This window comes from Phenylobacterium sp. (assembly GCF_046291545.1).
Classification (GTDB): Bacteria; Pseudomonadota; Alphaproteobacteria; order Caulobacterales; family Caulobacteraceae; genus Phenylobacterium.
Window position 1 is genome coordinate 265,275 of record NZ_JBKBSM010000001.1, and the last position, 14,671, is coordinate 279,945.

11 protein-coding genes are annotated in these 14,671 nt (G+C 69.6%); 5 read left to right on the forward strand and 6 right to left on the reverse strand.

Features of this window, described 5'->3' with window-relative positions; translation table 11 throughout:
* Positions 1-13: 13 nt before the first annotated feature.
* Together ACK4YQ_RS01305 and ykgO are read right to left on the reverse strand one after the other, a co-directional pair.
* Positions 14-649: an HAD family hydrolase gene (locus ACK4YQ_RS01305; RefSeq protein WP_409607482.1), complete on the reverse strand. Its 636-nt coding sequence runs from the start codon at positions 647-649 to the stop codon at positions 14-16.
* 18 nt (positions 650-667) lie between these two features.
* On the reverse strand, positions 668-793 hold the full coding sequence (ykgO, locus tag ACK4YQ_RS01310; RefSeq protein ID WP_012523667.1) for a type B 50S ribosomal protein L36: 126 nt from the start codon (positions 791-793) through the stop codon (positions 668-670).
* Between the two features lie 147 nt (positions 794-940).
* On the opposite strand from ykgO, the gene ACK4YQ_RS01315 reads away from it, so the two are divergent.
* Positions 941-2,173 (forward strand): lytic murein transglycosylase, encoded by a 1,233-nt coding sequence (locus ACK4YQ_RS01315; protein WP_409607485.1) that lies wholly within the window; start codon positions 941-943, stop codon positions 2,171-2,173.
* A gap of 19 nt (positions 2,174-2,192) precedes the next feature.
* Here ACK4YQ_RS01315 and ACK4YQ_RS01320 read toward each other — a convergent pair whose 3' ends face one another.
* Positions 2,193-3,500 (reverse strand): MFS transporter, encoded by a 1,308-nt coding sequence (locus tag ACK4YQ_RS01320; RefSeq protein ID WP_409607487.1) that lies wholly within the window; start codon positions 3,498-3,500, stop codon positions 2,193-2,195.
* Positions 3,501-3,610: 110 nt separating this feature from the next.
* Here ACK4YQ_RS01320 and motA point away from each other — a divergent pair, with 110 nt between their 5' ends.
* The 4 genes from motA (at position 3,611) to ACK4YQ_RS01340 (ending at position 7,385) form a co-directional block, all read left to right on the forward strand.
* Positions 3,611-4,480 (forward strand): flagellar motor stator protein MotA, encoded by an 870-nt coding sequence (motA, locus tag ACK4YQ_RS01325; protein WP_409607489.1) that lies wholly within the window; start codon positions 3,611-3,613, stop codon positions 4,478-4,480.
* Between the two features lie 210 nt (positions 4,481-4,690).
* Positions 4,691-4,966, forward strand: coding sequence for a hypothetical protein (locus ACK4YQ_RS01330; protein WP_409607491.1), 276 nt, complete (start codon positions 4,691-4,693; stop codon positions 4,964-4,966).
* Positions 4,967-5,094: 128 nt separating this feature from the next.
* Positions 5,095-6,933, forward strand: coding sequence for an FAD-dependent 5-carboxymethylaminomethyl-2-thiouridine(34) oxidoreductase MnmC (mnmC, locus tag ACK4YQ_RS01335; protein ID WP_409607493.1), 1,839 nt, complete (start codon positions 5,095-5,097; stop codon positions 6,931-6,933).
* 38 nt (positions 6,934-6,971) lie between these two features.
* On the forward strand, positions 6,972-7,385 hold the full coding sequence (locus ACK4YQ_RS01340) for a DUF6491 family protein (RefSeq protein WP_409607495.1): 414 nt from the start codon (positions 6,972-6,974) through the stop codon (positions 7,383-7,385).
* Between the two features lie 80 nt (positions 7,386-7,465).
* Here the strand turns inward: ACK4YQ_RS01340 and ACK4YQ_RS01345 are convergent, their stop codons facing one another.
* The 3 genes from ACK4YQ_RS01345 to ACK4YQ_RS01355 all read right to left on the reverse strand — a co-directional run bounded on the left by ACK4YQ_RS01345 (position 7,466) and on the right by ACK4YQ_RS01355 (position 14,651).
* The gene (locus tag ACK4YQ_RS01345; RefSeq protein WP_409607497.1) at positions 7,466-10,615 is read right to left on the reverse strand and encodes a TonB-dependent receptor domain-containing protein; all 3,150 of its coding nucleotides are present in this window, start codon (positions 10,613-10,615) and stop codon (positions 7,466-7,468) included.
* A 457-nt stretch (positions 10,616-11,072) separates the two neighbouring features.
* On the reverse strand, positions 11,073-14,021 hold the full coding sequence (locus ACK4YQ_RS01350; protein WP_409607499.1) for a TonB-dependent receptor domain-containing protein: 2,949 nt from the start codon (positions 14,019-14,021) through the stop codon (positions 11,073-11,075).
* A gap of 381 nt (positions 14,022-14,402) precedes the next feature.
* Positions 14,403-14,651, reverse strand: a complete 249-nt coding sequence (locus tag ACK4YQ_RS01355) for a hypothetical protein (protein WP_409607501.1) — start codon at positions 14,649-14,651, stop codon at positions 14,403-14,405.
* Between the last annotated feature and the right edge of the window lie 20 nt (positions 14,652-14,671).

Sequence of the window (14,671 nt, forward strand, 5' to 3'; positions counted from 1 at the left end):
AAGGTCGGCGAACCTAGCCGCCTTGCCCGGCCCTGTCATCCGTCGCCGCCAGCAGTCCGCGCGCTTCCAGCGCGGGGCGCAGCGCCGCCGGATCAGTGAAGTGGTGGGTGTCGAAGCCGAGGGCCCGGGCGGCCTCGATGTTGCCGGCGCCGTCGTCGACGAACAGCATCTCGGCGGGCGAAAGGCCGAAACGCTCGCAGGCCAGGCGAAAGATCGCCGGATCCGGCTTGATGACCCCCTCGTCGCCCGAGACGACGATCCCCCGCAACCGCCCGAAGGCCGGGCTCATCGCCCGCGTGCCGGCGATGGTGTGCTGGGAGATGTTGGACAGGCCGAACTGCGGCACGCCCGCCGCGTGAAGGTCCTCGATGGCCTGCTCGGTCTCGGCGATCGGGCCGGAGAACATCTCCCACCAGCGGTCGCCCCAGGCGCGGATCGCGGCCTCATGCTCGGGGAAACGTGCGATCAGCCCGATGCGGTTGTCCTCGAAGGACACGCCCCGATCGTGCGCGAGGTGCCAGTCCATCGTACAGACGCAGGACAGGAACCGGTCGCATTCGGCCGGGTCGGGAAAGATCTTGGAATAGAGCGTGCGCGGATTCCAGCGCACGATGACGTTGCCGATGTCCCAGAGAACCGCCTTGGGCATCCCCGGGGGCCTGCGACCTCAGCCCTGCTTGGCCTTGAAGCGCGGATCGGTCTTGTTGATCACGTAAACCCGGCCCTTGCGGCGCACGAGCTTGCAGTCGCGATGGCGAGTCTTGAGCGACTTGAGCGAGCTTCTGACCTTCATGACCGTAATCTTCTTGGGCGCGCGAGCGCCGCCGGGTTGCGTTCGGAGGGCGGGCATATACGGGCCGAACGGCGGGAAGTCAACGCCGGGCAGCCGTCTCGGGCTTGTGATTGAGCCTGTGCGCCGACGCCCGCTAGATTCCGCCGAATGCATCGCAGAGCTTTCGTTTCTCTCCTCCTGGCCGCCCTGCCCGGCGCCTCCGCCGCCCAGACCGCCGCCCCGCTCCTGGGGGCGAGCCCGTCGGGCAGTCCCGCCTTCGACGCCTGGCTCCAGAGCTTCTACGGCCGCGCCGCCGCCGCCGGCGTGCCCGCCGTGGTCCTCGACCGCGAGCTTTCCGGCCTGACGCCGGACGAGCGGGTCTCGATCGCCGACGGCCGCCAGCCGGAGTTCTCCAAGCCGGTGGGCGACTACATCAAGGGCGTCGTCACCCCCGACCGCATCGCCATCGGGCAGCGCAAGCGCCAGGAACTCGCCTTCCTGGGCGGGCTCGAGCAGCGCTACGGCGTGCCGCGCGACATCCTGATCGCCATCTGGGCCATGGAATCGGGGTTCGGCGCGATCCAGGGCAAGTACGACGTGGTCCGTTCAATGGCGACCCTCGCCGCGGACGGCCGCCGCCGCGGCTTCGCCGAGGACCAGCTGATCGCGGCGCTCAAGATCATCGCCTCGGGCGAGTTCCCGCGCGAGCGGCTGATCGGCTCCTGGGCGGGGGCCATGGGCCAGACCCAGTTCATTCCCACGACCTTCCTGTCGACCGCAGTGGACGGCGACGGCGACGGGCGGCGCGACATCTGGGGCTCCACGGCCGACGCCCTGGCGTCGGCCGCCAACCTCCTGGACCACGGCGGCTGGACGCCCGGGGGGGCCTGGGCGCGGGAGGTGGTCGCCCCCCCGGGCTTCGACTATTCCCAGACCGAGGGCCCGCGGATGACGCCGGCCGCCTGGGCCTCGGCCGGGCTGCGGCCGGCGGACGCCCAGCCCTGGGCGCCCTCGGACCAGGCGGCCGAGGCCATGCTGATCGCGCCGGCCGGGGCGGCGGGTCCGCTGTTCCTGGCCTTCCCCAACCATTTCGCCATTCGCCGCTACAACAACTCCACCGCCTACGCCCTCGGCGTGGGTCTGCTGGCCGACGGCTTCGCCGGACGCGGCCCCCTGACGGCCGCATGGCCGACCGAGACGCCCCTGGCCCTCGCCGACCGCATGGACGCCCAGAAAGCGCTTGCGCGGCTGGGCTTCGATCCCGGCGAGCCGGACGGGGTGGTCGGCGTCAACACCCGCACGGCGCTTCGCGCCTGGCAGAAGGCCCGCGGCCTCACCGCCGACGGCTACCTGTCGATGGAGATGGTGCGGCGCCTGCGGTCAGAGGCCGCGCCGCTCTAGGTGCGGCTGCCGGGCGCGCTCAGGGCGCGCCGCCGCTCTCATCCCGTTTTTCGAGGGTGGCCATGGCCGTGTCCGCGCGCGTGGCCGGCTTGGGATCGGCGTTGCGCAGTTGCGGGTTGCGGAAGGCGTAGACCAGCAGCGCCAGCATCATCGCCATGTTCAGGACGAACGGCGCGGGGTGAACCTTCTCGTAGAGCCATACGAAGAAGGGCGCGAGCACGACGTTCACCCCATTCACCGCCGCAATCGCGCCGGCCACGCGGGCCTGCTCGTCGAGGTTCACGGCCAGGGACGAGCCGGCGGTGAAGCCCGGCCGAGCGAAGCCGAATCCGAGGCTGGATATGGCGTATCCGGCGACCACGGCCCAGTAGTTGGGCGCCAGGGCCACGATCAGGTTGCCCAGGGCCGCGACCCCCACGCCCCAGCGCAGCAGTTCGCGCGGGGTCATCTCGAACATGCGGATGATGCCCCACTGCGCCAGGAGCCCGGCCATGGCGCCGAACATCATGGCGATGGCGATGAAGCCCTGGGCCTGGGTCGGCGACATCTGAAGCTGGTCGATGATCAGGAAGCCCAGGGTCTGGCCCTGGGCCGTCTGGCAGACCGCCACGATGAAGCCGTAGATCAGAAACGGCGTGATGCGCGGGTCGCGCCACATCGGCGAGGGCTTGGGTCCGGCGGGGTCCGCCGCCTGCGGGGCCGGCCGGTGCTCGCTTTCGGGCAGGTAGCGGATGACGATGAAGAGCATCACCGCCGCGATCAGGGCGAAGCTGAACAACGGTCCCGCCAGCCCGACGAAGGGCAGCACGAACAGCGGCGCCAGGAACGGGCCGATGACGGTGCCGAGGCCGAAGGCGCCGGCCAGGCTCGACATCGACTGGGTACGGCGGTCCGGCGGGGTGTACTCGGCCACGTAGGCCTGGGTGGCCGGGTTGGAAGCCGCGCCGAAGAAGCCGAACAGCGCCCGGGCGAACAGGAACAGCCCGAAGATGATCGGCCAGGGCGCCAGGTGCCGCAGGCCCGCGCTGACCACGAAGCCGCAGCAGATCATCGAGATCATGAAGCCGGACAGGCCGACGATCATCATCGGCTTGCGCCCGAAGCGGTCGGAAGCCCGCGCCCACATCGGCGAGGAAAAGGCCCAGAGCAGCGCCGAAAGCGAGAAGATCGCCGCCACCCACGGGTCCGGAATGCCGGTGGAGCGGCCGATCGCCGGCAGGACCGAGATCAGGCCGGTGTTGCCGAGCGCCGTGGCCAGCGACACGCAGAAAATGATGGCGAAGGACCTGCGGGGCAGGCCCAGCGGTTCGGGAGCGGCGCCGGACATGCTGAGGCTGTTAAGCCGCCCCGCGCCGCCGTGCAATCAGCCAGCGTGCTCACCGGCCATTAAGCATTAACTCCCATGCTGGCGGCCGATTTCCGTGGGGCGTCCTCTGCATGTTTCAGATCATCGGCATCGTGCTGCTCTTCGTCCTGGTCTTCGGGAGCTACCTGATTTCCGGGGGCAAGATGGACGTGATCCTGCACGCCGCGCCCCACGAACTGATGGCGATCGGCGGCGCCGGCCTGGCGGCCTTCCTGATCAGCAACTCGATGACGGTCATCAAGGCCACGGGCGCCGGCTTCGGCAAGATCTTCGGCGGCCCCAAGTGGAAGGCCAGCGACTACCGGGATCTGCTCAGCCTTCTGTTCCTGCTGACCAAGACGATGAAGTCCAAGGGCGTCATCGCCCTGGAAAGCCACATCGAGAACCCCGGCGACAGCACTATCTTCTCGCGCTTCCCCAAGATCATGAAGGACCACTTCGCGGTCGACTTCATCTGCGACACCCTGCGGATGATGACCATGAACCTGGAGGATCCCCACCAGGTCGAAGACGCGATGGAAAAGCAGCTCGAGAAGCACCACCACGAGGCCCTGGCCCCGGCCCACGCCCTCACCGCCCTGGCGGACGGCCTGCCGGCGCTCGGCATCGTCGCCGCCGTGCTCGGCGTCATCAAGACCATGGGCTCGATCACCGAGCCGCCCGAGATTCTGGGCGGCATGATCGGCGGCGCCCTGGTCGGCACCTTCATGGGCGTGTTCCTGGCCTATGGGCTGGTCGGCCCCATGGCCACGCGCCTGAAGGACGTGATCGAGGAGGAAAGCTCCTTCTACAAGATCATCCAGTCGGTGCTGGTGGCCCACCTGCACGGCAACGCCGCCCAGATCTCGGTGGAGATCGGCCGCGGCAATGTGCCCTCCGCCGCCCAGCCCTCCTTCGTGGAGCTCGAAGAGGCGCTCTCGGCGATCCCGAACGAGGCCTGAGGCCCTGGAAACACCCCCGTTCGTCGCGCGCCGGGCGAATTGTGAACGATCTGATCACGAGGGCGTGAATAAAGGCCTTGCCAGTGGCCGCAAGCACGGCATATTCCTGACTCGCGCTTGAGGTGGTCCCCGACCCGCCGACCTGGTCACAGGGCGTCGGGTGGGCGAATTCGCCGGGCGCTTAAACCTCCGATCTAGGGGACCAGGGACATGACCTCCGAAGTTCTTCGCAAGCTGCTCGTCGCCGGCGCCGCCGTCGCCGCCCTCTCCGTCGCCGCCTGCAGCAAGCCGGCCGAAACCACCGAAGCTGCTCCGGAAGCTCCGGCTGCCGAAGCTCCGGCCGCCGACGCCGCCGCTGCTGACGCCGCCGCCGCGACCGACGCCGCGATGGCTCCGGCCGCCGAAGGCGAAGCCGCTCCGGCCGCCGACGCCGCCGCTGCTCCGGCCGCCGACGCCGCTGCTGCTCCGGCTAAAGCCGCGCACTAAGCGACAAGACGCTTTCAGCGTCTTGAGAGGGCCGCCCATCGGGCGGCCCTCTTTCGTTTTGGGCCCGCCCTCGTTCGGCCCGTCTCGCGACGCTGGCCAGCATCGCCTCGGCGGGCGACATCTGGTTCATGAGCGATTCGCCCCCCTCGGACGCCTCGCCGCTCGTCTGGACAGAGGACGGCCGGCCCCGTTCGCGCCTCTATGACGACATCTATTTCTCGGCCGAAGACGGCCTGGCCGAGACGCGCGCCGTGTTCCTGGACGGCTGCGGCCTTCCCGACGCCTGGGCCGGCCGGAGCCGATTCGTGGTCGGCGAGCTCGGCTTCGGCGCCGGCCTCAACATTCTGGCCCTCCTGGACCTGTGGCGCGCCAGCCGGCCGGCCGACGCCCGCCTGCACGTCTTCTCCGTCGAAGCCCATCCCATCACCGCCGACGAAGCCGCCCGCGCCCTCTCCGCCTGGCCCGAGTTGGCCGACCTCGCCGCCCTGCTGACGGCCCGCTGGCCCGGGCGGGCCCGCGGCTTCCACCGCATCGACCTGCCCGAGGTGGGGGCCATCGTGGACGTGGCCGTCATGGAGGTCGGCGAAGCCCTGGCCGCCTGGAGCGGATCGGCCGACGCCTGGTTCCTCGACGGCTTCTCCCCTGCCCTCAATCCGGCGATGTGGCGCCAGGAGGTGCTGGACCTCGTGGCCGCCCGTTCCGCCCCCGGCGCCAGCGCCGCGACCTTCACCGTGGCCGGGGCCGTGCGACGGGGCCTGGCCGACGCCGGATTCGCGGTGGAGAAGAAGCCTGGCTTCGGTCGCAAGCGCGAACGGCTGGAGGCGCGCCTGCCGGGCCGCCCTCCCGCCGAGGCGCCGCGGCCCCGACTGGCGGTGATCGGGGCGGGGGTGGCCGGCTGCGCCACCGCGCGGGCCGCCCGCGCCCTCGGGGCGGCGGTGGACCTGTTCGAAGCCGAACGAATCGGCGCCGGCGCCTCAGGAAACCCGGCGGCCCTGGTGACGCCGCGGCTCGACGCCGGACTTGGCCCCACCGCGGCCCTGTTCGCCCAGGCCCTCGCCCGGGCCGGCCGTCTCTACGCCGAGATCCCGGACGCGATCATCGCCCGCGGCGTCGTACAGGCGGCGGTCGGCGAGCGGGACGCCGAGCGGTTCGCCAGGGTCGCCGCGAGCGGCCTCTTCGAGGCGGAGGCGCTGGTTCCGCTCCCGGCGCAGGCGGTGTCCGCCAGACTGGCCGAACCCGCCGCAGCGCCGGGCCTGGCCATGGAGGCGGCCCTGGTGATCGAACCGGCCCTCGCCCTGGCGGCCTGGGCGGCGGGCGAGCCGCGCCACGCCCGGGTCGCGGCCCTGGAGAGGGCGGCGACGGGCGCCTGGCGCCTGCTCGGCGCGGCCGGCGAACTGATCGCAGTCGCCGATGCAGTGATCGTCGCCGCCGGGCTGGACACCGCCCGCCTGGTGCCCGGCCTGCCCCTGCGGCCGGTCCGCGGGCAGGTGAGCTGGTCCGATACGGACTCGCCGCCGGCGGCGTCGGCCTGGGGCGGCTACGCCGCGCCCACCCGCCACGGCCTCGTCTTCGGCGCCACGCACGATCGCGACGATGAAACGACCGAGGAGCGCCAGGGCGATCACGCACGCAATCTTCAGACCCTGACGGACGGACGGCCCGCCCTGGCCCGCGCCGTCGGCGGCCGCCCCCTGCACGGCCGCGCGTCGGTCCGGGCCGCCACACCCGACCATCTGCCGCTCGCCGGCGCCGCGCCCGAGGGCGCGGCCGGGCTCTTCGTTCTGAGCGGTCTGGGCGGCCGCGGCTTCGCCACCGCCCCGCTCCTGGCCGAGCACGTCGCCGCCCTGGCGGTCGGGGCGCCGTCCCCCTTGCCGGCGCCCGTGGCCGCGGCGGTGGATCCCGCGCGGTTTCGCTCGCCGCGCCGCGCGGAAGGGCCGTTCCTAGGGCGTCCGGACGCGCGTATATAATGGCCTGCAACGGGGGGCCTGAGCCCGAGGCGCCGACCATGATCCATCCCATCCTTCGCGCTGCGCCCTTTGCGGCGGCGATCATGCTGACGGCCTGCGCCGCACCCGGCGCGAAAGGCGCCGGGGACCAGACGGCGTCCGCCGCCGGCCAGGGGCGCGAGTGCTTCACCGCCCGCGACGTCACCAGCTTCAACGCCGTGGACGACCGCACGGTGAACCTGCGTGTCGGCGTGCGCGAGATGTATCAGCTGGAGCTCTTCAGCACTTGTCCCGATGTCGACTGGGCCACCGGCATCGCCATCCAGGCCCGCGGCGGCTCTTGGATCTGCTCAGGCATGGACGCCGTCGTCATCGCGCCCGGGCCGTTCGGACCGCAGCGGTGCCTGGTCCGGAGCGTGCGCAAGCTCACCGCGGCCGAGGTCAAGGCCATGTCTGAGAAGGACAAGCCGTAAGAAAAGGGCGCCGCCGGAAGCCGGCGACGCCCATGTCCCCTCCGGCCGGGGAGCCCCGGCCGGCGGTGTCGAAAACGCCCCTAGAAGCGCTTCTTCAGGCCGATCTGGAAGACGCGGCCCAGCGGATTTCCGCTGCCCGGGTCGTAGTTGTACTGGGTGCCGATCGCGAACGGCGGGTCCTCGTCAAAGATGTTCTGGACCGTGAAGGTCGCCGTGGTGTCCCACGGCAGGTCCGCCCGGATGGTCAGGTCGTGCTGCCAGTATTCCGGGATCTTCGTCGTCGAGCCGACGTTGCGGGCGATGTTGATCGAGTTGGTCTCGACCTGGGTGGTCGAAGACACGTGGCGCACCTGCCAGCGCGCGTTGTAGCGGCCCATGGCCCAGTTCACGTAGGCGTTGGCCCGCAGGCGATTGTAGCCGGTGAACAGCGAGGCGCGGTAGGTGCCGGCCCGCTCCTGGGTGCCCGTGGCGCTCGAGGAGAAGCCCTCGATGTCGTAGGGATCCTCGTCGTACTTCAGCAGGTAAGTGCCGTCCACGCCCGTGGAGAGCTCGCCGCCGAACACTTCGCCCACCTCCAGGCTGGCCTGGAAGTCGATGCCCGAGGTCTTCACGGTCCCGCCGTTGATGTACTGGGTGCGGTAGGACAGGATGTTCGCCCGGCTGCAGGAGCCGGCGAAGGTGAACCGCGCCTGGACCGCAGCATAGGCGGGATTGCCGCAGTTGCCCGTCGCCGAGCCGCCCGGGAACATGACGTTCAGCAGGTCGGCCGTGGTTTCCGAAGTCATCGGATCTTCGAAGTCGAAGCTCCAGTAGTCGACCGTCCCGCGGAAGCCGCCGAAGTCCACGGCCGCGCCGATGTTGTAGGTCAGCGCGGTTTCCGGCTCGAGGTCCGGATTGCCGTAGAGGTCGTTCGCCCGATAGGTCCCGTTGGCGTTCGTAAGCTGGCGGGTGAAGTTCGTGGTGGTCAGGGTTGCGGCCGGGGCGCGGTAGGTGGTGCCCACGGAACCGCGTAGGGCCAGCCAGTCCAGCGCCTGCCAACGGACGGAGGCCTTAGGATTGAAGGTCTCGCCCTGGCTTTCGTAGTACTCGTAGCGGCCGGCGACGGTCAGCTCCAGGTCGTCGGTGATCGGGAACAGCACCTCGGCGAAGGCCGAGCTGATCTTCCGGTTTACGTCATACGGACGCAGGTTCGCGTTGAACAGGAACGGACCGTTGGCGGTGGTGGCGCAGTAGGGCGAGCCGTCGCCGAACGGCGGCGAGTCCACGCAGGGCGTGGCGTTCGCGTCGTAGAGCTGGTCCGGGTCCTGGATGGTGCGGTCGTAACGGAACTGGCCGCCCGCCGCCCAGGCCACGTTGCCGCCGCCCAGTTCCCAGGGCGCTTCGCCGTTCAGGACGAGGTCGGCGACGAACAGCTCCGATGAGATCTCGTTGCGCTGCTTCTCGTCCATCCAGGCGACGACGTCCGGACGGGCGTCCGCCGCCTCGTTGAAGCCGGGGATGGTGCTGGAGCCGATGTAGTAGGGATTGGCCCCGACGCCGGCGAGGCTTTCGGCGAAGGCGTTGGTGAAGGGGTTGAAGTAGTAGCAGCCGATCGCAGCGTTGCCGGCGTTGGCGGTGAAATTGGCCGTCTCCGCTGCGGTGCACTGGTCGGCGGCGCCTTCACGGCTGCCGAAGCCGCGCAGGGCGAGCTGCAGCCGGTTCACCGACAGGTCTTCCAGGTTATAGTTGTAGTCTTGCTTCTGGTACGTCATCGAGACGTCCCAGCCGATGCCGTTCTCGAACTCGCCCTTGAAGCCGCCGGCGACGCGGAACGTGTCGATCTTGTAGGAATAGTGGGCGTGCCGGTCCTCGGTGTAGGGGCTGCCGGCGAAGCCGATCGGACGCCAGGCGGTCTGGCTGGAGGCCACGCCGTAGAGCGCCGCATTGGCGACCTGGCTGCGCGCCAGGGCCAGGCCGGTGGCGCAGGACGCCGCGTCGACCCCGTAGGGGAAGACCGGACCGGCGCAGCTGGCGCCGTTGATCTGGCCGATCAGGGCCACCAGGCCGGGGTTGGTCGCCGGAATGTAGAAGCGCGACTGCTCGCCGGTGCCCGTCGCCGGGATCGGCGACACGCCGCCGCCGGCCGAGGCGCCGGAGGCGAGAACCGGCGCCGGGAACTGGTTCGGCCCGGTGATCGCCCAGCTCTGCAGCGGCGTCTCGTGCATGGCGTAGAGCACTTCGATCTTGGCCGAGATGGTGTCGGTGACGTCGAAGTTGAACTTGCCGTAGGCCTGGTAGTGGTCCTCGTTCTCGACCAGGTTGTCGAAGGTCGTGTACTGGAAGTTGCACGACGTCGGGCTGACGATCGCCGTGGTCAGGGCGTAGGGCGCGCCGCCGTTGGCCGCGCAGCCGATGTCGGGCAGGGCGCCGGTGAAGCTGGCCGAGGTGAAGCCCGTGAGCGGGGAGCCCACCGGAGCGGTGGTCGCGGTCTGGTACTGCCCGGGATTGCCGGTGCCGGCCCAGCCGCCGAGCGGATTCTCGAGATAGCCGCTGGGGCCGGTGCGCAGCGCCCATTCCCGTTCCGAGATGGGCAGTTCCGAGCGATGGCGGTAGCCCAGGGTGATGATGCCGTCCGAGCGGTCGGCCTGGTAGCCCCAGGCGAGGCTGATGTCGTAGTCGCCGTCCGAGCCGTCGATCGCCTGGTAGTTGGCGTTCATCTCGAAGCCGTCGAGGCCGGTGCGGGTGATGAAGTTGACCACGCCGCCGATGGCGTCGGAGCCATAGGTCGCGGCCGCGCCGTCCTTCAGCACTTCCACCCGGCCGATCGCGGCCGAGGGCAGGAGGTTGATGTCGACCGAGTTCAGCCCCTGGGGCGAGACCGGCAGGCGCCGGCCGTTGAAGAGCACCAGGGTCCGCGTTCCGGTGACAGACGAGTTCAGGCTGCGCAGGTTGATCGTCGCCGCGCCGCTGCCCGAGCCGAAGCGGTTGTTTTCCCCGATCACCGCCCCGGACGAGGGGATGGTCTTGATGAACTGGACCATCGTGGGCGAGCCGCGGTCCTCCAGTTCCTTTGCGCCGATCACATCGACCGGCAGGGCCGCGTCTTCGGGCGTTCCGGCGATGAATGAGCCGGTGACCACGACCTCTTCGACAATGCTTTCGCCCTCCTGGGCCGCGGCCTGGCCAGCCCCGAAAGTCGCAAGGGCGACGGCCAGGATCGATCCGCCGCAGAAATATCTGCTCTTCGACATCTATGTTTCCTTTCCCCCTCAGGAGCCCACGCCCGACTGGAACGCTGCGGGCTTTCTGGCTCTGAGTATGGAGATCATCGGACTTGCGCCGCTTTGGCGCCAGCGCCGATTTTGCGCGCGTGAATCGTACCCGACGTCAGAATTGCGGCCGGGATACGCGCGGAAACAAACGGACGATCAGCCGCGGGGCCATACCGCCGTGCGGAAAACGGACCGCCGGGCACGCCCATTTGCACAGCTTGTTTAAATTTGTTGGAATTTCGACCACGGCGGCAAATCCGGTCGCCGTCCGGATCATGCCACGCGCTCAAACCGCACACGGCCGCAGGGTCCGGGAAGGCCTCACCCTACGTAAGGCCGGTGTTGCCCAAAGGCCGCGCCGGGCAAGAAAAAAGGCGCCGCCGGAGACCGGCGGCGCCCTTGGGTCAGGCGCGCCGGGGCGCGCCTGACGCGGCGATCAGAACTTCTTGGTCAGGCTCAGCTTGTACGTGCGGCCGAGCGGATTGCCGGTGAAGGGGTCGTAGTTCAGGTCCAGACGGGCGTAGGAGGGATCCTGGTCCGTCAGGTTGTCGATGGAAAGCACCGCCGTGGTGTCCCAGGGCAGGAGCACCCGATAGGTGAGGTTGGCGGTGAGCCAGCCGTCGATCTTGCGCCCCTCGTTCGACTTGAACACCGTCGTGCCGGTCGAGGTGGCCAGGACGTTCGGCGCGTAAGGCGAGGTGCGCTGGTCGATGTAGCTGTCGATGTAGTTCAGCGTCAGCCGCACGTTGTGCGGACCATTGCTGTACTCGCCGTAGAGCTGGGCCTTCCACTGCGGGACCGGCACGATCTGCGTCTGGTAGTTCAGCTTGTTGACGCCCTCGAGGGCCGGCTGGACCTCGATGCCTTCCACGGTGGTCGCGTCGACGTCGTACTTCAGCACGTAGGTCATGCTGCCGCCGAACTCGACGTCGCCGCCCAGCGTGTCGGGGAAGTCGAGCGTGCCGAGCACGTCGAAGCCGCTGGTCTTGGTGCCCGGGCCGTTGATCGTATTGGTGACGATCCGCGACAGGGTCGAGACCCCGCAGGCGCCCTGGAACACGAAGCGCTGCTGCAGGGCCGCATAGGCGGGATTGCCGCAGTTGCCCGTGCCCGCGCCCGTCGGGAACATGGCCGCGAACATGCCGCCGACCGGCTCGGTGACGATCGGGTTCTCGAAGTCGAAGTCCCAGTAGTCGATCGATCCGCGGAACGGCCCGGCGTCGACGATCAGGCCGGTGCTCCAGGTGAAGGCGCTTTCAGGCTCCAGGTCGGGGTTGCCGAGGATGTCCACGGCGCGGAAGGCGCCGCCCAGGAACTGCAGCGACGTCACCTGGCCGGGATCGAGCGAGGTGAGCGGCGGCGCCCGGAAGGTGGTGCTGACCGAGCCGCGCCAGGCGAACATGTCGTTGATCTGCCAGCGCAGCGACAGCTTCGGGTCGAAGGTCGAGCCGCCGTTGTCGCCATAGTCCTCGTAGCGGGCGGCGAGCTGGGCCTGGAAGCTGTCGGTGAACGGCAGGCTGACTTCGCCGAACACGGCGTAGACGTCGCCTTCCAGGTCGGACGGCGTCGCGCCGCCCAGGAACATGAAGGGCCCGTTGCGCACCGCGCAGTTCGTCGTGCCCGTCACCGGGGTGTCGACGCAGGGCGTGGATTCCAGACTGGAGAGCCCGTCGTACTCGCCCTCGAAATAGCCGCGGCGGAACTGGCCGCCGACGGCCCAGGCCACCTTGCCGCCGCCGAGCTCGATGCCGGTCTCGCCGTCGAAGACGAGGTCGGCGACGAACAGCCGGGTGGTCAGGTCCGCGCCGGTGGGCTGGAAGAACCAGGACAGGAGCTCAGGGCTGTTGGCGACCGTGGCGCTGTAGTTCGGGTTGGTCTGGCCGGTCTGGTAGTTGGACGGAATGGCGTTGCCGAAGGGGTTCCACCACATGCACCCGCCCTGGCCGGGGGCGCCCGTCTGATAGTTGCAGTTCGGGCCGCCCAGGCCGCGCAGGGCGAGCTGGAAGCGGCTGACGACCGTGTCGTAGCCGATGCGCTCCAGGTTATCGACCATGTAGGTCAAGCCGGCGTCGTAGCGGATGCCGGCGATGCCGAGGTCGCCCTTGATGCTGGCGGAGACGCGGTAGGCCTCATACTTGCGCGAACCGGTCGAGGAGCCGTCGCCCCACAGGGGGTTGCCGGCCAGGCCCAGCGGGCGGAACAGCACGCCGGGGAAGTAGGCGCCGGTGGCGATCGCCGGAATGGCGCCGGGGTTCTGCGCCGCATAGAGCTGGAAGCCCGGATTGGTCGAGGGCACGAAGAAGCCGGCCGACAGGCCGCTGGCGGCGGCCGGGTTGGTCGCCGAGGTCGGCGCCTGCAGGGCCAGATAGGACGGCGAGGTGTCCCACTCGGGCGTGTCGGTCTGGGAGTAGAAGGCCTCGACGTGCAGCCGGGTGGTGTCGTTCAGGTCGGAGTTGACCTCGCCGTAGAGCTGGAAGCGCTCCTCGCGCTCCACCAGGTTGTCATAGGGCGTGTAGTTCCAGGCGCAGACCGGGGTCGTGCCGGAGAAGGTCGCCGTGCCGCCGAGCGGCACGCACGATGTGTCCCGCTGCAGCCCCGCCGCCGGCGCGAATCCGCCCGTGCCGGTCGTGTAGAGCGGCAGGAAGGTCGAAGGGTTGCCGCCCGTGGACCAGCCGCCTTCCGGGCTTTCGAAATAGTCGCGCAGGGCGAAGTCCCGCTCCTTCACCGACAGTTCGGAGCGGTGCTGGTAGCCCGCGGTCAGCAGGACGTTGGCGGTGTCGCCCACCCAGCCCCAGGCGATGGAGGCGTCGTAGTCGCCGTCGGAGCCGTCGATGAACTTGTAGGAGCCCGAGACCTCCAGGCCGTCGAGGTTTGTGCGGGTGATGAAGTTGACCACGCCGCCGATGGCGTCCGAGCCGTAGGTCGCGGCCGCGCCGTCCTTCAGGACTTCGACCCGGCCGATCGCGGCCGAGGGGATCAGGTTGGCGTCGACGGCGCCGGCGCCGATCGGCGCGTTGACCATCCGGCGGCCGTTCATCAGCACCAGGGTGCGCGAGGCGCCGAGGCCGCGCAGGTTGACGGTGGCCGCGCCTTCGGAGCCCTGGGCCCGTGCGTCGAACTGGTTGGTGTCGCCCAGCACGCCGTTGGAGACGGTCAGCGACTTCATGAGTTCGACGGTCGAGGGCGAGCCCTGTTTCTGCAGGTCGTCCTGCGAGATGACGTCCACGGGCAGGGCGGCGTCTTCAGGCGTGCCGCGGATGAACGAGCCAGTGACGACGACTTCCTCGACGACGGCGGGTTCCTGGGCCGCGGCCTGGGAGGCGGCGCCGAACGAGAGCGCCACGGCCACGGCGGAGGCGCTGCAGAAAAATCTGCTCTTGGACATCTGTTTCCTTCCCCAATAGGAGCCGGCGCCCCGCTATTTGTTTCGGGGACGTATGGCTCGTAACGATGTTCTTTCGTGAGGCGCGGCTTGCGCAAGCCCTTTCGGCCCCCGCGGAGCGCGGCCGAACGTCATAGCGGCGCTAATGCAACACCTTGGCGCTCAAGGGTTTTTTGACCATCGGCGTCAGGAAGACATACCCGCGCAGGCAAAATCCGGACGGTGTTCGAAAAGCGTCACCGGACGATCGCCATTGTTGCAACAGTGTTATCAATGGTCACCAAAGCGCCGGGCGGACCTCGTGAGCGGTACCGCTGATTCAAAAGCGCGCTGAGATCCTTCCGCGCGGCGGCTCGCGGCGGCGACGGGGATTCAGCCCCGGAGTCAGGCGACGACGATCCGGCGAAGCGCCGCGGCGATCTCGGCGCGCTGGCTGTGGGCGCCGATCTCCGTGCGCCGGGCGGCGCATTCGGCGATTCGAGCGGCTTCGCCGTGGGCCAGCACCCCGGCGTCGGTGAGATGGTCCAGAAGCCCCGCAACGAGCCTCAGCGCCACCTGCGCCTGGACCGCAGCATCGACGGCCAGGGCTTCGCGCGACGGCGGCGCGCTGAATTCGGTTTCGTGGATCGGCACGTCTGGCGTTCCTTGGGCGG